This is a genomic window from Vagococcus sp. AM17-17 (assembly GCF_003471765.1).
GTDB lineage: Bacteria > Bacillota > Bacilli > Lactobacillales > Vagococcaceae > Vagococcus > Vagococcus teuberi.
In genome coordinates this window covers 107,707-130,576 of record NZ_QRJY01000001.1, presented here as the reverse complement: position 1 = coordinate 130,576, position 22,870 = coordinate 107,707, and the positions used below count along the sequence as shown (strand labels likewise).

The window sequence follows — 22,870 nt, the reverse complement described above, 5'->3', positions numbered from 1 at the left end:
CATATGAAGAAAAAAACGATTCTCTTGGTAACCCTTGCAACTGCCATTACTACACGTGTCCTTGTGTTAAAAAAACACCAACGGACTGCACTCAATAAACAGACTGGCTACTATAGCTAGTCTGTTTTTATACGTTCATTTGGTTAAAGGCTTGTATTTTTTGTTGTAACTCCCGCTCTTCTTCTGGACTAACCCTATGTTCACTTATTCTTTTATTAACCCATTCAGGTAATGATTCCGTCTTTTGTTTTAATTTTTTTGATTGTTGTGCTTTCTTTTCTACAAGAAGTCTTTCAAATTTCTCTTGTAAAACGTTTGGATTTCTGACATGTCGCGACCAAAAATCATGTGTCGCTAACCACGTAATCATCTCTTCAATCTCACTCATCTCGATGTTTTCCTCCTCATGAATCCGTCTTAAATCATTGGCCCAACGTGACACATTTACACGGCTCATCTCCCTTGGAAAATCTTTTGCTAGATTACTTTGAAATCTTTTGGCTAATTGCAACTGGCTTTCCGTATATCGACACGCACTCTTTTTATTCTTTGTATTATTATTTTTAGTATTAGTTATAGTATTCTCTTTAAACTTTTCTTTCATACGGTCATCAACTTTTGTTGGGGAGGTTGACTCTTTTTCTTTAATAGGCTCTTCAACTATTCTTATACGCCTCTGATCGATTTCTTTGCTATCTTTTTTGTACCGCAACTCCACTGTGATAAATCCCTGTTCTTTCAGTTGATTGACCCATTTTGAAACGGAAGTCTTACTCACGCCATAAAGTGTCGCAAAATAATCATTGCTTGCCCAACAATAGCCTTCTTGGTTGCAAAGTGCTGTAATTTCTCCGTACAATAATTTGGCATTCGGACTGATTGTTTTGGCGTATCTCACTTTTGCTGGAATAATACAATAATAATTCGGTTGTTGTGTCATTAACTTGTCCTCCATGACATTTTTTCTCTACACTTATATAAACGATTGCCAAATCAATTCTGTCACCTATTTTTTTATTTTATTTTAACCAACTATTATTTAACTATGTAATGATATAGCTATAAAACAGACTGACTAAGGAGAGAATAACGATGGAATTAAACTTATTTATGACTTGGATTATTGGTATTGGTGTTATTGCAAGCGTGATTTTTACCGGTATCCAATTACAACAGAATAAAAAAAATGACTATAAAAAAATTGTGTCAAAAAATGTGTTTGTTTGGGTTGCAGAATTTAGAGAATTAATGACGCAATTCTTACTTGAATACAACGGAACAAACGATAAGAACGAGTTGAAAAATTTGTTGTTTGAAATAAAACTAAACTGTTCAAACAATAACCCTGATCAAGTGGATTTAATTAATTTACTAACATTGGCAATCGAATTTGATGAATAACATGATAAAATATCTGATGATATCATTCGCCAAACTGATGTTGTGCTAGATAATGCAACAAGACTTTTTGCGTTAGAATATGGCGTGACAGAGCAAGAATTACAAATGAATCATCAAAAAATTTACGATAGCTATAGCCCACTAACTATCCGCTACATCAAAAAAGAAAAAATTAAAGACATTAAAAAGAAACCAACATCAACTAAACAATAAATAGATATTTTTTAAACGTGCTGATACACTTATACTATCAGTGCGTTTTTATTTTAAAAAATACGTGTTAAAAAGGAGAATGATCATGAAAAAAGGACTTGCCCCGATTTTTAACCAAGACACTAACGTACTAGTTTTAGGAAGTGCACCCAGTGAACAATCCTTAAAAAAGCAACAATATTACGGAAATAACGGTAATCAATTTTGGAAAATGTTATTTCACTATTACAATGTGCCATTTGAAACAGACTATAACCAACGTGTGAATTTCCTTTTAGATCACCACATTGGTTTATGGGATGTTTATCATTTATTTGAGCGTGAGGGCAGTTTAGATACGTCGTTTAAAACAGTTGAGTTAAATGATTTTAGCCAAATTCTAACTCAAGCAGATATCAAATTGATTATCACAAACGGTAAAAAAGCCTATGATGAAGTCATTAACAATCAGTTATTTCCAGAAATAAAAATCGTCCCCTGTATCTCAACTAGTGGAGCTGCAAATGGACAGATGGAAAAACGAAAAATGCAGTGGGAAGAAGCGTTGGAGATGGTGGATAAAGAATTTTAGTAACCCTATTTTTCAATGTAGAATCAATCATATTTTTATGATAAAATAACTCAGCGATTGTTCAAAATTGCACAATTTACTTTGAGAGGGTTTTTTATTTGAAAAATATACTTGATTACCAACCATTAAATCTTTATACCAACTACAAAGAGGAGGCTGAAAAAACACCGATGATTCCGATTATTTTCGATGAAACACTACCAGCTTTTGCCTCGCTTGGCTTAGAAACAACGTATAAAGACAGCCATGACAAACTATTAAAAAGAGCATATCAGTTAGCCCATTTAGGTGTTAAAAAAGGCGATAAAATCATCCTATATAAAAGTCCTAAATTTGATACGTATTTACTTGCTGTCGCAGCATCTTTCCTTGGTGCAATACCTGTCATGGTGTCTTATCATTTACCACCTGGAACCATTAGCGTGTTCGTTGAGCGTTTAGAAAATCCATTTATTTTATTTGATGACGTGACTGATGTTAATGTAAGAGCCGTTCAAAATAGTTCACATGATAAAAAGATTTCATTAGAGACATTATTAAATGCCTCAGCACAGCCTGTATCGCAAGAAGAGTTGGGCAAAGATGACATAGCATACATGACTCACACGTCTGGCACAACAGGTATCCCAAAACTGATTTGTCATTCTTATCACTCAATGGGATGGCGAACTAAATGGCAACGAGAAATATTTACTCATATTTCTAAAAAAGAATTGGTCGCGTTTCACATCTCTCCTGTTCATTCTCGTTTTAATATTGGGGTTTCTTCATTGATGAGTATGGGATTTCCTATGATGCCGCTAGCAAATGCGACACCTCAACGAGTGGAAAACATGCTAACAACACACCAACCTATTGCATTGGAAACTCATCCAAATAATTTCGTCCAATGGGCAAGACTGGCAAAAGAAAAACCTCAAGTGTTTACTAGCATTAAATTTTATCATTCGACATTTGATGCAATAAACAATGCTACTATGTTAGCCTTTTTAAACGCGTCAAAAGAAAATGACCCTATCTTTTTACAAGTTTACGGTCAAAGTGAATGCGGTCCAATGATTTTACGTTCACACACCATTGATTCACTAAAAGACTCTGATGCTCGTGATATGGGCGTTGGACTTGAAGGTTTAACAAAAGCCAGAATCACCGATGAAAATGGCACACTGCTACCTGTCATGACAGATGGACACATTCATTTTTTATCAAAAGGCCGTGCATTAACTTATTATAAAGAAGATGCTCGTTTTGAAGAAAATGTTTATGGTAAATGGTGGGATAGTGGCGATTATGGCATGATGGACGAGCGTGGTCACTTATACTTAAAAGATCGCCAAGTCGATTTGATTGAAAACATTGATAGCACGCTTGCACTGGAAGATTATTTATTAGATGCCTTGGATTTCTTGGAAGAAGTCGTGATTGTGCGTGGAAAAGATAACTCTCCTCAACCTGTTTTAGCTGTTGTTCCTGGAAAAGAAATGGATTGGGACGCGTGGTGGATGCAAGTAGCCGACCTCCCTCATTTAAATGAGCCCATTATCAAAACATTTGACGAAATACCTCATACCGCCACAATGAAAGTTCAACGATTACAGTTGGAGAGATGGCTGAAGGAAGGATAGGAAAAAACGTTAGAGATGTGAAAACATGTCTAACGTTTTTTAATATTATATAAAAACTAAATCTTTGCAATAATTAAAGGAAGTTATAGTCAAAATATGGCTTAATTTTTCTCTAATTAACTTATCACTCTACCCCTAATGCTTTAAATACAGCATCTTCTGGTGTTTGATAGAATATTAAGTTGAATGTCCCCATTAACTCAGGTGGAACCGTTCCTAAGTCAGCAGCACTTGTCATAGGAACCAATACTTTTTTTGCACCTGCATCTTTTGCTACTTGTAAACAATTTGCTAAATTATCGACTTTTACAATTGAGCCACCAATCGTAATATCTCCTAAGATGACTAAACTTGGTAAAACAGGCTTATTTAATGACACAGAACACAAAGCAATCATCGTTGGTAATGATAGTTTTTTTGTCATACCAATTCCATTTAAATCTTGTACATGGACGACAAAGTCTTTAGAAGTTAAACTTATAGACTGACTCACACTTCCAGAATTAGCCCGTAAATAACGAAACGCTGAATCCATTGCTTCTTTAGCCCCTGCATCAGAGTTAATTCCTGTTCGTTCAAATTTACCGTTTCCTGAAATCATTTGCGTTTCGAGTTTATAAGTTCCTAATTGACCTGTTTTTCCATAACCGACAGTATATAAATGTCCTGGTTTGCCTAAACCTTCAGGAATTAATGTACCGCCACCTTGTTCTGGAACCGAAACATATTCTTCTCGCTCCTCTTCAAGATCAATATATGAAAAATTAACGTCATAAAACTCCATTCCACCAATTTTTTTTAATTGTTCTTTCACTCGGCGACGCATTTCAAGAGCAAACCTTAAAACTTCCTCAACGTCCTGCTTTTCGTATTGTTCGTCTGGATAAAGAAGTTTCATCATACCTGATACAATGCGTCGAACAGCAATTGTGTCTCGTTGATTTAATTGACTTCCTAATTTAAAGTACTTATCAAAACTATCTCCAAAGCTAACTTTTCTTAACTCTCTCATCACTTCGGAAAAATAATCTGTTATAAACCCATAATCATTCGTAAAAAAATCTGGTCGATATTTGGGTATTTCCCAACCAGGTAGATAGCAATGCATTCGATCTAAAAAGGCTGAGTCTGCTCCCATCACCTCTGGAAAAGGTTCAAATAAGTGCGATGTTTTTAATATGACATCAACACTTTGATTGATATTGCCAACAAATACCATAGAGGCTGTCGCATTCTTTTCTTCTTTTCCTCTAGCAAACGATCCTGAAGCCATATAATCTTTCATAATTTGGACGCCATCATTATCTTTAAACTTGATTCCTGCCACTTCATCAAATGCGACACAATCCCACATACCAACCAGTCCCATGGTTCGACTAGCCATATTGTAAAATAGATTAGCTACAGTTGTCTGACCACCTGAAACTAGAATTGAATTAGGTGAGATTTCTTTGTAAACATGAGACTTTCCGGTTCCCCTAGGACCTAATTCGCATAAATTAAAATTATTTTCAATCAATGGAATTAATCTAGCTAAATGAAGCCATTTTACTCGCTTACTAAATTGAGTTGGCTCCATTCCTACTGATCTTAATATTAGATCCATCCATTCGTCTGTCGAAAATTCTTTACGAGCAAGTTTGTAGTCTTCAATATCCAATCCAGGCATCTGTATAGGATCAACTTTTTTGGCAATAAACGGACTGTTCCAACTGTCATTTTCATCATACCAATACTCCATTGATACAATGCACCAAATTCCTCCTCCTAGTAATCGATCATATTTCTTAGGGAATTCATCACTAATTTGTACATTTTTCAATCCTAAGTTGGAAAATTCAGCTTCATAACAATCGCGTCGTTCATTTAAATGTACAGTGACTTTATCAATCACTGTATAGCCGCCTAACTCACGAATTTTAGCCTTGATCTTTTCGGATTCATCTGGCCGAACATAATTTTTTGATAAAATAGTCTTTACATTTTGAACACCTTTTTCAACTAACTCTTCATCAAATGAAGAAGCATACATGCCTAGCAAGTATTCTAAAACATAAACAGGAACATTCGCTCCTTCTTTGATTTTCTTTGTTAAATCTTTCCTCACAATCTTTCCAGGAAAATATTCAGCGAGTTTTAGTAGTTCTGCTTGTTCCATAGACTTCCCTCCCTACTTACTAACACAAACACATTAAATATCGAAATCAAATTGCTGAGCAAATGGGTTGTCGATAATAAATTTAATGCGTTCTTCTATACCAGTCACTTGATTTTTCATCACTAAATAATAATCATCCTGAACTAAGTAACGACGATTAATGAATTCAAACACAAATTTTTGAAAACGACGATTTGCTTCCTCTTCTTTTGAATCTGCGATATACGTTTCTTCATTTGAAATGCGTTCCCCTTTATTGTCTTCAAAGTAAAGCCAATAGGATACCGGTTCAAATAACTCATTAATAACGGATTTTTGATAAAATTCTAACGTTGTCGATAATCCGGTGATTCTTCGATTACTTGTCATCAGTTCAACTTCAACTGGATCTTTGGTATTACTTATCCTAGATGATGTTATTTCTATAATCGGGACAAGCATCTCTTGAATAGAAGACCCTCCATGAACATAATTTTGACCTCCACCAGCTTTTTTGAAAATATTGGATGTTACTGGCACACAGATATTTCTTATATCATTATTTCCTAGTGACTCACCTAAGGAGTAATTCTTTGTCCCCACAACATCATATTCTTCATCAGTCACAATAAAGCGACGTTCAACACGGTCGTTTGGATTAGTTGATGGATTGTCTATCTTATCAGATTCCTCAATTGATTGCCTTTTATAGATAAATCCATGGTCGGCCGTTACTATAAATCGTGAAATATTTCCATCATTTGCCAGTCGGTTAACCAAATTAAAAATCTCTTTTATCGCTGTATCACACGCATCAAAAACCTGACTTTCATTCGAATGATCTCCTACTTTATCAACCTGATCATGATAAATATAAATAACAGATTTTCCATTTAAATTTTCTCTAACTTCAGTCTTATTCATCTTCACAACATCTGAATAATTGAACGCTATTGCATCGCTATCTTGCTGTTGTAAAATGGCAGATCGATTAATTAGGCCATTGGTTTTTTTACCATCAACCAACACGTCAGTATTTGTCGTATAATCTAATTGTTTATGAGGCAATAATGCTGCTTTACCAAATTCTGTAACAGATGGTAGTACCGAGAAAGCCCCCTTGTCCTCTGCACTATATTTTTTTTCTTTAGAAAATTGACGAACTAATTCTTTTCCTAATTCATAACGAAATGCATCAGAAATGATTACCACTGTTTTAATACTTCGATTCATCACAACTTTATGGTAAAAGTGACGAATAGATAATCGGTCAGAAAAATCAAACGATCTATTCCAAATCTGTCCTGTTTGATCTAAAAATCTCGAATAATTTAACTCTACTAAACGTTTCAACTGATCATATTTATAATCATGCTGTATTTGATCACTATTCCAAATAAACTTTCTATAGTGAGTATCAATCCAGTATAATTCTTTTTCGTATAATGTAGTCAAATCATCCATTGTCATAGAAAGCTTAAATGCACTGGAGTCAACTAAGTAGTATGCATGTTTTAGTAGTTGATACTCATGAATATAGTTGGATGCAAAGTGCAGTTTTTCTCTTTGTTTTAATGCCTCGATGATTGTATATCCTGATACTTTTGTTGTGGTGTCTGAAGAAAGCAATCTATCCAAATAAAACGATAAGATATACTCATGAATATCAGAAAAAATATCTGCTTCCATTAAGTCATCTATTTTCACTGTATCTAATATTTTTTTCCCATTAATCATTTTGAAGACACGCTGAGATAAATGTTGGAAACTTTCCGTGTAGCGAGTGTCATTCATAAATTGATCCATAAACGCAATAATGTTTGTTCGTTGATTTTGAACTTCAAAATCTTTCAGCTCTTCTGGCACTGTTGAATCTATTTGATAGTAAAAGTAATTAACATACAAGCATATCACCAATTTCTCAATCGATAACTGTGAATCTGAAAAGCCATATTTTAATCCAATAAAATCCCAAAATCGTGTTTTTAAATGATATTTTTCTAATACCCCTAATGGATCATCATCTCCACTAGCAAAAGACTTTAACACGTCACGTAGTAAGTCATTTAAACGAATGCTTTTTGTCTTTAATAAAACAGCCATGATCATTAACTCGATCGTATCAGCTTTATTTACTGTCGTGTTATGACTTAACTCACCAAAAGTTTTTACTCGATCTTTGGCATTAAAAAATGTACTATACTTTTCCATTGTCGAATGGAACTCTAAAGGAATTGATAACTCACTCATCAACATAGCTAAACGGTCTGCACTAAATTCTTCTGAATATTGTAATATGCTAAGTAAATGATTGTCTCCATCTTTATCATCCCATCGTTTAAACGGAGCGTAAACCAAATAGTTTGATTCTTTGTCTTCATATTCTAAATGTCTTTTTGCTTTAAATTGTGCATCGCTTTCTAGTACATATATTTTTGCGTGCATAATATTTATTTCTTTGATATCTTCTATAAAATCTTGGTTTGGATCAAACCAAAAAATAATTTTTCTTTGCCCATAATCTGGAAAAATCTCATTTAATTTTTCTTCAATTTGTTGTCTATTTACATCTGTCATTGTACTCACCTAATTTTTCTTTTCTAACACTATATTGACATACTTTCATACATTTCGCACGAACTTTTCAAAAAAAAGAAAGTTGTCAGAAACAACTTTCTCTCTTTTTATTTTTTAGGTTCTTTTACCCCTTTTGAGAGAATTTGGAACTTCTCTCCTGTATCTGTATCACGTTGTAATTTATCATAATTTACAATTACACCATCATCTAAATCAAGCTCAATTCTATTAAGCGCCAAATGTCCTAATTTTTCATCGTAGTCACGAAGCTCTTTTAATTGCTTCTGAATCTTAGTCATATCCTTCGACCACTTATTGATATCTTTTTGATTATCACTTGCTGCAATTTGTTGCTCACGCCATTCAATCCGATTATCATAAGCTTTTTGTAATTCGTGAAGATATTCTGTACGAACTTTACCTAACTGATCAGGTGTGTAACGATGTAAGTACATTAATGCCTTAAAACCATTTTGCTTTCCTGAATCTAGTTGCCAATAGATTGGACGATTAGAGTAGGTTTTTAAATGATCTTTATAAAAATCTTTAACGAAATATCGGCGAATCACCTCACGACTCTTACCTTTTCCTCCTAAAGTATCCGCGATAAATTGAAGATTTTCTTCTAACGTATCTGATCCAAATGTTACCTTCACAAACTCTATAAAACGATTGACAATATCTATCTGACTATCTTTGAAATACTCATCATCGGTAATCAGTAACACATTATCTTTGTCTGGTTTAAAACTAGTATAGCGTGAATCATCCCACTGACCACCTGCAAAGATCAATCCTTCTTCATCTAAAGAATAACGACCAAACATTACACCGATTGAGTAAGAGATGAAGTTTTTAATAGTTTCTAGTTTATTTAGTTTAGTTATAGGGATGTCCTTATCCTCAACAACTGAAGAATAATCATTATCCAAATCATACAGAGTTAAAAAATTATGATTTATACTCTCATGGTTCTTTCTTAATTCCTCAATATGTGTATCTTTTAAATGAGATTCATTTACAATGTAATCTAATATTTTATTACCTCTTAAATTAATTCTTTTAAAATCCCAAGAAATCTCTTCACTATCCCAATCTAGTTTAGACAAATTAATACATTTTTTTACTTTATCAATAGTGAGTGATTTTACCTTATCATCATATATAATAGGAATTTTTTCAAAATCTCCTACCTGTGAATTAATTGTTGGGTTTAATAATTTTAATATATTATTTCCTATTGGAGAATTTAATATACCTAAACAATAGAAAATATTTTCCGTTTTATTTGAAAATGCCGACATACCCGATACATCATGTATACTTCCATACTCTCTATATCTGACGCTAAGACCACCACTGGTAATTAGAGGCCAAGTAATTGATTCTTTAAAGTAATAATTTGTATTCTGTGGTCTTGATCTTACCTTTCCTTTCGAATCACAAAAGTTTCTTATCTCTTCTCCATCATTTTCCCAGTTTACAATATAATCATAATTACCATACCACCTTCTAAATGATCCTCCTTTGTTATAGGGAAACCATTTTTTTCTAGATAATCTTGCGTCTTCTAAAGATGTAGCATCAAATTTTATTTTGTTAAAATCAACTTCCCACCATAGCCTTAGAAATCGATTGTTATCAGCTGTTGCTAGTCCCTGTTTTGGGGTAACATAATTTGAAATTGGTTTTCCTATTTCAAAATCTTTTATTAATGCATCACTAGCCCAATAAGCAATTGGCATGCCTGGTATTTTTTGGAAATTATTTTGACTCATTTTAAATACTATATCAGATAAATCATCATTACTAGCATTTAAATATGCGTTTTTTTTAGCTTCTTGAGATTTATAATCGACCAATCTAACATATGTACCATTATAATTTAATAAATGATTCTTTCTAATAACAAACGTTGTTGTCTGTACAACTTCTCCACCGATTTCTTCAAAAGCTCTAGATCCAAGATTCGCCATATTTATTATTGTAGAGTTATTAACTAAATAATTACGTAATTTTTCAAAACTTGATAAAAACATCCAAGCTTGCTGTGTAATCATACTACAATAGCCATGTTTTCCTAATAAATACTCACACTGCTCAATAAACATAGCAAACAAATCACTTTTACTTTGAGGGTATTCTTTTTTTGCAAAGTCAGATAGAGTTTTATCCATACCACTACTCCCCATATAAGGAGGATTAGTGACTACAATATCGTATTTAGAAGATAATATTTTAGATATAGTGATAATATCAAATATTTTATCGACTTTTTGTATTGTGTCATCTAAAAAAAGACCAGCTTTTTGAGATTCTTTAAAGCGTTGTAGTCCTATAACAATGTCATCAAAGTGATAGTCTTCTTTGATTTTTATTAAAGAACCATAATCTTTTCCATGTGTATAATACTTAATTAAATTGTCAAGTTCATCACATACTTCTTCATCATCTAAAAATTCCTTTATCTCATTTAAAAAGTCATGATCTTTTTGTAGCTCTTTTGATTCAGGTACATCAAAACAATTCAGCTTTATTTGTTTTTTAAAGAGTTGTCTATTTTGTTCTCTTCCTTTCATCATTAATGCAAAATACGCTAATTGTTGTGCTCGATGATCGATATCAAGTCCAAACAAATTATTCTCTAAGATTAATGTTGCCGCATCACGTTTTGAGTAGCCTTCATGTTCGTATAGTTGCATAAACACATCAAAAGCATAGACAAGAACGTGCCCACTACCCATAGATGGATCTATAAACTTAATCTCTTCTAAATGATAATGTGCTTTTTCTTTTTGATCTTCTTTCAATTCAATCATCACTACGTCAGGTTGTTCAGCTGTCTCAAGATAGTATACCCAATTAAAATGTTGCGCAATTTCTTTTTCAGTCCTTGTATCACCATTTCCCATCATTTTTTCAATATAAAATCTTCCTAGTGAATTTTCTACCATATAACGAACTATCCAATCTGGTGTAAACAATTGAGTAGCTGCAGGAATATCTTGTTTTTTTATTTTTTGTGATTTTGGTCTCGAGAATACTAATTCTTTAGGTTCACTATTATAATACTGATATAACCACCCGATAATCTCGACTTGTCCACCTTGTGAAACATCAAAATTTTCTTCTGGAATACTTAATAATTTAGCAATCACACCATCTTTTTTTATATAGGATGCTGTAAATAATAACTCTGTGTCATCTTCTACTTGTTCAAAAAGTTCCGGAAGATAATCATTTAATTGATGACATATTTTGATAAAAACAAATTGATAAAGCTTGTCCATTGCTTCTGCAGAGTTATCCATCTTCCACTCGTTGACTTGTTGTTTCTCTGAAGTAGACAACTCCTCGTAAATATCCGAATCATAAATATCCGTGATGATATCAGGTTCTATTTTTCCAGTATTCTCACTAGACAACACTCGGTAACTGTCAGGTAAGTAATCATTGACTTCCATAAATCGAATCGCAATCAAACGATTAAACCACGTATACGCAACCTCTTCAATGAGAGATTGGTATTCCTCTTTATAATCAGAGGTTGATGATTTTTGTTTTAACTTTTCGATTAATCTATCTCGTTGAGTGATTGCATTGCCAGTCAATCGGAGTTGTGTCGACTCTATTTCTTGTAATGACTGATCAATTCTTTTTGCTTCTTCTATGCCTTTATCGGTAATCCCTAAACGATTAAGTTTCGTTGTGACTTCTTCGATTAATTCTTTTCGGGCATTGACTGCAAACTCCTTAATTGCCTTTTTATCCATGGTACTCTCCTTTTTATTTCACTTTAAAAAGACAGACATAAACCTAGTTATGCCTGTCTATGTTTTAAAACTGAATCGTTAACTCTGTATTTTCTGATAGTTGTTCTTTTAATTTACGATTTATTTCAGCTGTCAGTTCATCAATATCTGCTTCACTTCTTATGGTTTTTGCATGAAGTGATAGCGTTCTTAAAGGCACTGTTTTCTTCTTTATTTCAGCTACTTTAGGCGGAATAATATCTGTTTTATCTTCTTGGGTAGACGTTGTATCAGATTGTTGTGCTATAAGACGTTTATTTTCTTCCTGATCAAACAGGTGGTTAAAAATCTCATACTGCTCTTGAACTTCCATTAATAGAAAGCCTAAATCTTCTACAGTGTTGGCAGATTCTATTTTATCTTTTAATGACATAAACTTTTGATCAACTTGCGGGACAAATTCATCCCTAAATTCTTTATGCTCAAGTAACTTAAATGTCGCTTGTCTTTCTTCCTCTAATTTATTTAACACTTCTTCACTTTCAGACTCTAATAAGCGTGTGTACTCATCATTAAACAAACGAATATAATCGTTTAATTGAATCATATCTGAATAAGGGTCAGATTTTTTTAAAATAGCTTTCATGTCATTTAAAATTTGATTGATCTCTTTACTTGAAACAGCGCGTCGACTTTGTTCAATTAATCTAATTTTGTTTTGTGCATCTTGCCAAATTTTCTTTTGCGTACTATTTTCTTTATGGAAATTCGCAATTTTTTCGTATGTTTCCGCCCAATCAAATAATTCATCGCGGTAGTCTTTTACTGTATTAAAGAAATCTTCAACGTTATTTGTTTGATTGATTTCTTCTAAATATTTTTTAATCTGCTCATACTCATACACACTAGGATATGTATAGGTGGTTTCTTTATCAAAATAGGTTGATAGATCAAATAACTGACGTTGCAAATGCTTTTTAAAGTTCTCCATTGTACGTTCATTATTATTATCTTCAACAATATTTCGACTATTAAATAATTCTCGTCCAATATCATCGACTATTTTTTTTGATTTTCTAGAGATAATTGCACTTGGTTCAAGTTTGATTTTTTCACTGTCTCGTCTTTTTTGGATAATACTTAGTATATCTGTTGGGTCGTCCATACGTGAAACAGATAAATTATTAAATAATAAATCTATTTTACCTGACATAAATAAATTAGCTATACACCATTCAACATCTAGTTCAGTAAATCCATAAGGCTGTCTATTTTCAAAACGATCTCTGATAGTTTTCATCGTAATCGTTAAATGATTTCTTTTTTGATCATTAATGAAATTAAATATCTCTTGAACTGCTTGTTCGTTAGACTGATCTTCAACTAAATCATATTTACTTTCTTTGATTAAATGTAAAATATCTTCTTTTTCTTTTGGCGCATCAATTTGGCTTAATTTATGATAAACTTCTCCTGCCATTTTTTGTAAAGCTAATTGAAAGTTTGTTTTAAAATCTGAACTTGAAAAATCAATCTTACTACCATTATAAAAGAATGTTGCATGTTTGAGTAATTCTTCTAATTGGCGATTAATACTTGCACTTAATTCTTGAAGTTCTGTTGTCTTCTCCGTACGAATTGCTTCGAAATTTTTAACCACGCTCGAATAAGTCGTCGTCAAATATGCATTCATTTTTATATACATGGATAAATCTTCTTTAAACTCTTGTTCCTTTTGTAACTCTATATATAGCTTATCTCGTGAACTTTTCAAGGCAATTTCTGCCTCTTGACCAGCTAAATCTGAATATGGTGAAATAAAGTTAACTGTCATATCTGAGTGACTTGCTTGTTTGTATGGTCGTTGGTCTAATACTTGAGAATAAGTAAATGTATAACGATTTTTAAATTTGTTTCCACCAACCATTCCTGCTTTTTCAAAGGCAAAACTATTTCTATCTAAAACCCCATCAAAAATACGTTTAGATAATTCAATCACCAAATCACTTGGTTCGATGTTTTGATTGTTGATTTCTCTCATAATTTCTTGTTCTTCATCTGTTTGAAAAATATAACTATCTAGATTTTTACGAACATAGTTTTCTTTCATCAAAAGACGTAGTGCTTCTTCTACTCGTTTTTTAGTCGATAATCTGTCTTCGTTCACATTTTTTATGATTAAACTTGTAATATTATCTACATTAGGTTTAATAGCTAGGTCAACATATTTTATCATGTATAAAATGCGTAAGACATTGACATTAAAGTCATCTTCATCTGTCGGACGCTGAATACGTGTATTATTTGCTGCTTGAGTAATGACACGACTAATTGCTGTGTCAATCCATCTTTCTAAAGAATAATAGAATTGATCAAGTGATACCAAAGCATTGGTGTCATTGTCTTTATTACGTTCCGCAGCTTCTTTAAACATTGCTAGTAAAGAGCGTTCTCCTGAAGACAGGTTTGACCCATGATAACTATGATTACGAATTTCAGTTAGTATTTGACCTAATAAATTAAATTGATAAGGAATAAAAGGATAGACCTCTGCATAGTTTTGAGGACCGTCAAAAAGTTTTAACTCTGGACTATCAACAAATAATAATTTATTCTTTAGCTCTGTTTGGGCTGAATCGTATTGTAGTTCCAACATGTTTTTCGCCGTATCCTTTTTCTTTAAAATACGAGCCTTTATTACTTCATCTGCATTGGCTGAAGATAAACTAACAGTCGTTGCAAAACGGTCTTTAATTTTTGAAAAATCATTATCTGAATGACTATCAAAGTTAGTGACATGATCAATGGCTTCTTGACTTGTTACTAGTACCCAAGCTTTTCCTTCACATATTCTTCCTAAATCTTCAACGACTGTTTGAAGTTGCAATGTCAACTCGCGATTTCCTCCGACATATTGTCCGACTTCATCGACTAAAAACACAATATGATGATTTGCTTCTTTTGTATCTAGATAGCTTTTTACCATATGAGCAAACTCATCAATACTAATTAAATAATCACCTGATGCTTTTTCTAAAAAGTTATCAATGGCCGCTTCACTCATAAACCCAATTTCTAATGCTGCATCTTTGATATCATCTTGAATCCAATCAAATTCGTGTCTTTCTGCATTCCAGTCAGACCCGTGTAATGCTTCAAATGCTTTTTTAAAATCATCGTATTTTTCTTCTTTTATTAATCGACGTTCAAAATCTGCCAAATAAGGAATAGTACTCAATCCCTGCATTTCATTAAATACTTTTAAAAAAACATTTACAATGCCATTGCGATCTTTTTTTCCTCCAGCATTCGCTTTGGAATCAATGTTAAATAAAATAACATCATTTTTGATTTGAGCACATCGATCCATTGTAGCTAAAGTCAATGGATCTTTTATTTTTTCGTCTTCTTTAAAATAATCTATCGCTTTTTTGCCGTTTATTTCTCGATTAGATAAAATATAAGAAATTATTTTTAAAAAGTGAGATTTACCGGATCCAAAGAAACCTTGAATCCAGACTCCCATTTTATCTGTCGGCTGATTGATGCTTTGCTGATAGGCATCAAATATCGTTTTAAAATGCTTTTGCAATTCTTTTGTTACAACATATTCTTCTAATTCTTGTTGAATATTCTCTTCTTTTGCTTGACCAACTTTTATAACTCCCTGGATATTTCGATCAATCGGTTTTGCAAAAATATCCTTAATTAACATCCTTTTCCCTACCTTCTTATCATACTTTAGATTCTAAATGCTCTGTAATAGTTATCATCTTTATTTGTATTTAAAATGGTCAAACTGAGCTCATCATACTCACCTGGATACATCATCACAACAGGCACGCGATCAAACACTTGATGCATTTTATTTAAAATAGAGTGTGCTCTAATGAGAGGATATAATTCCCCTATTCCTGTTAAGATGACTACAGCTTTTTCTGGTGTATGTGTTTCAACATATTCAAAAAAAATATTTTCTTCCTCAGGTTGATCCATTTTCAATAAGCGTCCAATGCTTTCAACTAATTTCTGAATGCCGCGTTTTTGTTCCATTTTTATAGCTTTTTCTGTAAAACCACGGCTTTCTAAATACTCTAACATAATCGTATACAAATTAAAGACCTTTACTTCATACTCTTTATTCTCGCCAACAAAACTGTTAGATATTTTTTTTATGTGATATCTGACAATCAGTTCATCTTTTGGATGGTAATCAAATATGTAGTAACCTACTTCATTACCTAATCCTCTATTTAATAAAAAATCCTTTTTTTCAATCGTTTCATCTAATACATCCAAGTGTTCCTTGATTGGCAGCAACATTATAACTTTCCTCCTAGTGCTATAACAATATCTTTTCTTTGTTGATCAACTAACCATTGAACCAATCGTCTATCCAAAAGAACTGGCGCTATCTGCGTAACATCATGATCTTTTTTTATTAATCCAGCTTCACTTAAATTAGTTTTATACGCTGCAATCAATCTCTTTATTGTGTATTCTTTCCACTTGATTATATCCTCAGAGCTTCTACTTTTTTCAGTAAAAAAACTCCGATAGTCCATTGTGGTTAATTGTAGATTCCCTCTATTTAAATGGTCCGAATAAACCTCTAACATAAATTCTGTCAATAATTCATCTAAGAAAAGAATCGTAATGAAGTTAACTATTTTTTGATTATCGACATCTAGAGAGGTAAAAAGTTTTAAACCTGCTTCATCCAATTGGTTGACTCTTCTTTTCATGTTTAAATAAATCTCTTTTTGCCTATTAATACTATTAGCTAAGAATATATTTTCTTCATCATTTTTTCGTTTTATATCAATATCATCGTAGCCTTCATTTTTCAATTGAACATAACTTTTAAACTCTGAAAACCAAAATCTCTTTGATACTAATCCTGCGGAATATTTTTTCTTCAATGAACTGCCTCCCTTGCATCGTCTATTATATCAGTTATTTAATAAATAATTAATAGAAAGACGATATAGAATTATATCCTGTAAAGTTTAACTTAAATCTAAAACACAAAATACCATTATATATTTATTATTTTTTTATTAATGCACTATTTTTCTAATATTTTAAATTATCTCGTATTTTTAATAGAAATCATCAAATTTTTATTATACTATATTGTAAGTGCTTTAAAAATTGAATGAATGCATAAATAAATTGTAATTTACAATGGAGGAAAAAATGAAAAAAATCTTATTACTTACTACTTTTTTACTGCTGAGTGGGTGTAGTGTCCATGAGGAGGAAGTATCAAAAGTAAATCAGTCAAATACTACACCAGTTACATTATCAAATAGTACAAAAAACAACTCAGAATCTCAATTTAGTATCTTCGCTGCTAAACCTGAATATAAAAATAACGATACTCAAATTGTTCTTAAAGGTATTGGAAAACCTGACAGTGATGTTACTGTAAGTTTAGAAAAAACAAAAGAAGAAATTGTTAAAACTAAATCTGATTCATCCGGATCCTTTGTCCTAACATTTGCTGCTCCAAAATCAATTGATTTTTACATATTTGAAAACGATACGAAAAAAACTATCTTGAAATTATATTCCAAAGATGAGTTTTTAAATCGAGATAAAAACATAGAAATAGCTAAAGCTAAAGAGCTAGAAGATAAGAAAAAACAGGAAGATGAAAAGAAACAAAAAGAAGAACAACAAAAAATAGAAGATGAGAAAAAAAGACAAGAAGATGAGAAAAAACAAAAAGAAGAACAACAAAAAAAATTGGATGAGGAAAGAGAAAAAAATAGACTTAAAGCTGAGGAAACAAAAAATAAAGAAAAATCAAAAGCCCAATCTCGCGAACAAGAAAATGCTTTATCCTCAGCTAAAGATTATCTAGAATATTCTGGATTTTCAAAATCAAGCCTTTATGATCAATTAATTTATGAGAAATATCCAGACGATGCAGCTCGTTTTGCGGTAGAAAATGTTGATACAGACTGGAAAAAAAATGCGCTTAGAGTAGCTAAATCATATTTAGATTATACTTCTTTTTCAGATGCCGGACTTAGAGATCAATTAAGCTATGAAGGTTTTTCAGATGAAGAAATAAATTATGCATTAAACAATATATAAAATTCACTTTTTTAAGGGGTACTAAAAATGAATAGTAAAAAAATTATTTTGAGTTTTGTTATCTTACTAACGATACTAGCAGGTGGATGTTCAAATTCAAATAAAGATGAATTCGCAGATAAAGATTTTCTAAAAGGATTTAGCAAAGGTCTTGAATCACGATGGAACTTTACTAACAAAGTAGATGATAATGAAAAAACTGAAGAGGAATATGTGGAGAATTTAAAGAAAGCAACTAATTTGGAACTGCAAACACTTAATGATTTCTCCAATAAAAAATTTAACGATTCAAAACTACAAGAAGCAGCAATAGCCTATATCAACGAACTAAAAAATGGGATAACTGTAGTAGATACTTACGGTTCAAAATCATTTGATCAAGATTGGGATAATCATTATGCTTCACGAACAAAAATGATTGTTCACTTCGTTGATAATTACGATATTAACATCTCTGAAAAATATAAAAAAACACTTAACGAATTAAAGGCCCACGGTAATGAAGTGATTAAAAATGAAACGATTGAAAAATCTATTCAAGCATTATTTAATAATGTAACTTTTGAGATTGAACCTCAAGAATATGAATCGGACTATAAAAACTATGCTACAACAATAGAAAATACTACAGAAAATGATATTAATAATCTATCAGCGACTGTTAACTTACTAGATAATAGTGGTACAATTGTAGATTCACAATATTTATATGCAGATAATTGGAAAAAAGGACAAAAGTTTAAATTTAGATTCATGAATGATAAAAAATTTGACAAATCTGACATATCAATAAAATATTATGAGATAAAATAATCTTTTATCATACTTTGTAAGTAAAAAATAAAAGCTCTAGACGTTAACAGTTTTAACGTTTAGAGCTTTTAGTATTCCCCAAAAGACCCTTCCATTTAAGATACGGTTATTTTTTTATTACTAAATGTTGACTTATTAACGTTTATAGATAGTTTTAAACATAAGAATATACTATCTAATAGCAAGTATTTAAACTTATAGATAGTATAAAGATAGTATTTTTTAGTTGGGGGTAATTATACTTGCGATAATTTTTTAACAAATACTAGCATATCTTTTTCAGATTCATAACCTTCTAATAAACTAAATCCATTCCCATTATAAAAATTTCTTAGTTTTACATTATTATCACATTCAAGATATAAAACTTTGCCACCAAACAAAGTATAAATATCTCTTATTTTTTCATAAGAGGCTTTTAAAATATCTTTACCCTCAACTTTCTGTGAATCTTCTATATCTTGAGGATAATTACAATTTTTTCCAAGTTGTCCTAATAGAACAGATGGACAAACATAATTATTTTTATCAGTCTTATGACCACTGCCTAAAAGCATTTTTTTCTTAGATTGAGATAGTTTTCCAAAATTTTTACCTGTCATACTTAGTGGCTTATTCGCTAATGAAAAATAACCAGCTAAATAACTAATTTTTTCATCACTATAAATAACTAAAAACGTTCTCGAAATTGCAGCATTCTCAAAATTTATCGCTTTTTTGTGTAAAAAATCTTGTACATCTTTCCCAAAGTTTGTTTCAGAATCTTTTACACAAAAAAAAGTATGGAGGAGCGTTTCAACATCCTCCATACTCTCTGAATTTTCTAACAGCTCTTTTAAACTAACAGTAATTAATGCCAAAAAATCCCCTCTATTTCCCTAAAGCCTTAGCCAGTAAATTATTAATTTCTTTTTTACCATGAGCATTTTTAATCTCATGTTTACTTGTAATATCAACTCTCTGTGAACGATCCATAGCATCTAGGAATTTCTCAGCTGTTTTTGCACTAAAGCTAATTTCTTTTGTAAACGTTTTAGTTGCCATAGTAATTCCTCCTTTATATGTACTATATACACATAAAGTGTAGTACATGTACTATGAAAAAGCAAGGTTTTTCTTCTATATACTTCTAAATGATTCTAAAAAAAACACCCCGTTGAGAGTACGCTAATCATTATTTCACTAGCAATTAAAATCGTCTATTCCTTATATCTATAATCATAATTTATAGCATGTATGTTAAATAGCGTTCCTCTCCACGTGAGTAAAAGTCAAATTTTCCCCACTGTATTGTGACTTGGTTACTTCTTTGCCACAAATACCACTTGTTTTAAATCACCCATAATCAATGGGAAAGCTTTTCCTGTGTTTGTTAGTAGTTTATCACTAGACACTTGTAAAGGAGCACCAAACAACGCATAACCACTAGGAGCTATTACATCGGGTTGTAAGATATAGCGACATTGACTATCTTTGTATCTAAATGGTTAAAACCTGTTTGATTTGTTACTAATGTTTTAGTTAATCTAACAAAATAAACTAATTGTATGTGACATTCTATTTTGATAATATTATTTTAAAAGGGCTGATTTTATAATGACTTATAATGACCTAAATTTACTGTTTACTGACTTAGATAATACTTTACAAAATTGTTCTAATCAAAGTCCACAACAAAGAGTGGAAACCTTTTATGCAACTTGCTTTACAAAAGATATGCTTACTGATTCTCCTATAAAAAACCTTGCCTCAAACAGTACAATGTTTGCTTTAAACCTTCAAAATTATTTGAAAAATAATAATATGACTTACAAAAACTTTATTGAAAATCTTGATTTATCAAATGAACAAGCTGAGTTATTACTACAATTCGAGTATGACTTTAATACTCTTAAACCTATTGGAGGACCATCTAAATTATCTGATAAACCAGTCAACAAATCGATAATTAATTTATACTCAAAAACCATTTTAACCATATGTACTGCTCTAGGTGCAGTAGGAACCTTTGTACAGCCTTTTGTTGATATACAAACTAGTATTATAAAAATAAACAAAAGGAAATAGAAAATAACATTGAAATTCAAAAATTATATCAGAAGAATAGAGAGTTAGATCAAAAAGATAGAGAACTGGATTTATATGAAAAAAATTTAAAGCTAGAAGAGAAGAAATAAAATTAAAGGTATTTCAATCTACTCATTATAAAAATTTCATAAAATATAAAAAAGCTAGAAACATTATTATATCAACGTTTCTAGCTTAAATATTAAGTTTAACCTACACTGCCTTCCATCTCATATGAAATCAGTCTATTTAATTCAACGGCATATTCCATTGGTAATTCTTTCGTAAATGGTTCCACAAATCCCATAACAATCATCTCTGTCGCTTCTTCTTCTGACAAACCACGGCTCATCAAGTAGTAAAGTTGTTCTTCAGAGATTTTTGATACTTTGGCTTCATGTTCCAACGCCACATGACTATTGTGGATTTCGTTAAATGGAATCGTATCACTTTTTGATAATTCATCCATAATAATCGTATCACACTCAATATGTGAGATTGACCCTTCACTTTGTTTAGAGAAAGTTACTTGACCACGGTAGTTCACTTCTCCACCATCTTTGGCGATTGATTTTGAGACAATCGAGCTTGATGTGTTTGGTGCGTTGTGAATCATTTTTGCCCCAGTATCTTGAATTTGGTTTGCTCCGGCAAACGCAACAGACAACATGGTTCCACGAGCGCCTTCTCCTTCAAGATAAACACTTGGGTATTTCATCGTTGTTTTAGCACCTAAGTTTCCATCAATCCACTCCACTGTTGCCCCTTGTTCTGCACGAGCACGTTTTGTTACTAAGTTATACACGTTGTCAGACCAGTTTTGGATGGTTGTGTAACGGCAATAAGCATCTTTTAAGGTAAAAATCTCAACAATCGCCGCATGCAAACTATTGCTTGAATAAGTTGGTGCAGTACATCCTTCCACATAATGCACGCTTGCGCCTTCATCAACAATAATCAACGTACGCTCAAACTGTCCAGTATTTTCAGCGTTAATACGGAAGTAAGTTTGTAAGGGCACATCTACTCGCACGCCTTTTGGTACATAGATAAATGTTCCACCAGACCATACTGCTGAGTTTAATGCTGCTAATTTATTATCAGTTGGTGGCACTAAAGACGCGAAATATTGTTTAAATAAATCTGGGTACTCTTTTAATGCGGTGTCTGTATCAGTAAAGACGATTCCCAATTTTTGGAATTCTTCTTTCATATTGTGATACACCACTTCTGATTCATACTGCGCACTTGCTCCGGCTAAGTATTTTCGTTCTGCTTCTGGAATTCCGATACGTTCAAAGGTTTCTTTGATTTTATCTGGCACATCATCCCAATCACGGGCTGGTTTATCACTTGGTTTTTGATAATAGTTAATCTTATCAAAGTCCATGTCAGATAAATCTGGTCCCCATGTTTGCATTGGCATTTTGTGGAATGCTTCCAGTGATTTCAAACGAAACTCAAGCATCCATTCTGGTTCTTCTTTTTTAGCCGAAATCGCACGAACAATCTCTTCTGTTAATCCTTCACCTGTTGTATAGATCGGTTGCACATCGTCGTGAAAACCAAATTTATACTCTTCTAATTGTGGTACCTCACTCACTTGGGT

The 22,870-nt window shown here is 32.1% G+C and carries 17 protein-coding genes and 1 pseudogene; 7 read left to right on the top strand and 11 right to left on the bottom strand.

Annotated elements, in window-relative coordinates; translation table 11 throughout:
• Positions 1–127 precede the first annotated feature (127 nt).
• On the bottom strand, positions 128–940 hold the full coding sequence (locus tag DW196_RS00695) for a helix-turn-helix domain-containing protein (protein WP_158563486.1): 813 nt from the start codon (positions 938–940) through the stop codon (positions 128–130).
• 152 nt (positions 941–1,092) lie between these two features.
• On the opposite strand from DW196_RS00695, the gene DW196_RS00690 reads away from it, so the two are divergent.
• The 4 genes from DW196_RS00690 to DW196_RS00680 all read left to right on the top strand — a co-directional run bounded on the left by DW196_RS00690 (position 1,093) and on the right by DW196_RS00680 (position 3,810).
• The gene (locus DW196_RS00690; RefSeq protein WP_118249575.1) at positions 1,093–1,401 is read left to right on the top strand and encodes a hypothetical protein; all 309 of its coding nucleotides are present in this window, start codon (positions 1,093–1,095) and stop codon (positions 1,399–1,401) included.
• A 42-nt stretch (positions 1,402–1,443) separates the two neighbouring features.
• Complete coding sequence (locus tag DW196_RS11285; protein ID WP_158563485.1) at positions 1,444–1,614, top strand: hypothetical protein; 171 nt, start codon at positions 1,444–1,446, stop codon at positions 1,612–1,614.
• 85 nt (positions 1,615–1,699) lie between these two features.
• Positions 1,700–2,185, top strand: a complete 486-nt coding sequence (locus DW196_RS00685; RefSeq protein WP_118249574.1) for a DNA-deoxyinosine glycosylase — start codon at positions 1,700–1,702, stop codon at positions 2,183–2,185.
• 98 nt (positions 2,186–2,283) lie between these two features.
• A complete protein-coding gene (locus DW196_RS00680; RefSeq protein WP_118249573.1) occupies positions 2,284–3,810 on the top strand; it encodes an acyl-CoA synthetase in 1,527 nt (508 codons plus the stop codon).
• A 124-nt stretch (positions 3,811–3,934) separates the two neighbouring features.
• Here the strand turns inward: DW196_RS00680 and brxL are convergent, their stop codons facing one another.
• From brxL to DW196_RS00650, 6 genes are all read right to left on the bottom strand, one after another.
• Positions 3,935–5,968 (bottom strand): protease Lon-related BREX system protein BrxL, encoded by a 2,034-nt coding sequence (gene brxL / locus DW196_RS00675; protein WP_118249572.1) that lies wholly within the window; start codon positions 5,966–5,968, stop codon positions 3,935–3,937.
• A 33-nt stretch (positions 5,969–6,001) separates the two neighbouring features.
• Positions 6,002–8,524, bottom strand: a complete 2,523-nt coding sequence (gene pglZ, locus DW196_RS00670) for a BREX-1 system phosphatase PglZ type A (RefSeq protein ID WP_118249571.1) — start codon at positions 8,522–8,524, stop codon at positions 6,002–6,004.
• 107 nt (positions 8,525–8,631) lie between these two features.
• Positions 8,632–12,297 (bottom strand): BREX-1 system adenine-specific DNA-methyltransferase PglX, encoded by a 3,666-nt coding sequence (pglX, locus tag DW196_RS00665; RefSeq protein WP_118249570.1) that lies wholly within the window; start codon positions 12,295–12,297, stop codon positions 8,632–8,634.
• 64 nt (positions 12,298–12,361) lie between these two features.
• Positions 12,362–15,991, bottom strand: a complete 3,630-nt coding sequence (gene brxC, locus DW196_RS00660; protein WP_118249569.1) for a BREX system P-loop protein BrxC — start codon at positions 15,989–15,991, stop codon at positions 12,362–12,364.
• A 26-nt stretch (positions 15,992–16,017) separates the two neighbouring features.
• Positions 16,018–16,599, bottom strand: coding sequence for a DUF1788 domain-containing protein (locus DW196_RS00655; RefSeq protein WP_118249568.1), 582 nt, complete (start codon positions 16,597–16,599; stop codon positions 16,018–16,020).
• Complete coding sequence (locus tag DW196_RS00650; RefSeq protein WP_118249567.1) at positions 16,599–17,198, bottom strand: DUF1819 family protein; 600 nt, start codon at positions 17,196–17,198, stop codon at positions 16,599–16,601. The genes DW196_RS00655 and DW196_RS00650 overlap by 1 nt, the downstream gene beginning before the upstream one ends.
• Positions 17,199–17,475: 277 nt before the next feature.
• Between DW196_RS00650 and DW196_RS00645 the strand changes: the two genes are divergently transcribed.
• The gene (locus DW196_RS00645) at positions 17,476–18,381 is read left to right on the top strand and encodes an Ltp family lipoprotein (RefSeq protein ID WP_118249566.1); all 906 of its coding nucleotides are present in this window, start codon (positions 17,476–17,478) and stop codon (positions 18,379–18,381) included.
• 27 nt (positions 18,382–18,408) lie between these two features.
• The gene (locus tag DW196_RS00640; protein ID WP_118249565.1) at positions 18,409–19,194 is read left to right on the top strand and encodes an FxLYD domain-containing protein; all 786 of its coding nucleotides are present in this window, start codon (positions 18,409–18,411) and stop codon (positions 19,192–19,194) included.
• Positions 19,195–19,430: 236 nt separating this feature from the next.
• Here the strand turns inward: DW196_RS00640 and DW196_RS00635 are convergent, their stop codons facing one another.
• The 3 genes and pseudogenes from DW196_RS00635 to DW196_RS11725 all read right to left on the bottom strand — a co-directional run.
• Positions 19,431–20,054, bottom strand: coding sequence for a GNAT family acetyltransferase (locus DW196_RS00635; protein ID WP_118249564.1), 624 nt, complete (start codon positions 20,052–20,054; stop codon positions 19,431–19,433).
• A gap of 10 nt (positions 20,055–20,064) precedes the next feature.
• Complete coding sequence (locus DW196_RS11280) at positions 20,065–20,238, bottom strand: hypothetical protein (protein WP_158563484.1); 174 nt, start codon at positions 20,236–20,238, stop codon at positions 20,065–20,067.
• Positions 20,239–20,495: 257 nt separating this feature from the next.
• Positions 20,496–20,657, bottom strand: a pseudogene (locus DW196_RS11725) (phage major capsid protein); the annotation flags it as partial.
• A 133-nt stretch (positions 20,658–20,790) separates the two neighbouring features.
• Between DW196_RS11725 and DW196_RS00625 the strand changes: the two are divergent.
• Positions 20,791–21,261 (top strand): hypothetical protein, encoded by a 471-nt coding sequence (locus DW196_RS00625; protein ID WP_118249562.1) that lies wholly within the window; start codon positions 20,791–20,793, stop codon positions 21,259–21,261.
• A gap of 208 nt (positions 21,262–21,469) precedes the next feature.
• On the opposite strand, the gene sufB is transcribed toward DW196_RS00625, so the two are convergent.
• Positions 21,470–22,864 (bottom strand): Fe-S cluster assembly protein SufB, encoded by a 1,395-nt coding sequence (gene sufB / locus DW196_RS00620; protein ID WP_118249561.1) that lies wholly within the window; start codon positions 22,862–22,864, stop codon positions 21,470–21,472.
• Positions 22,865–22,870 lie beyond the last annotated feature (6 nt).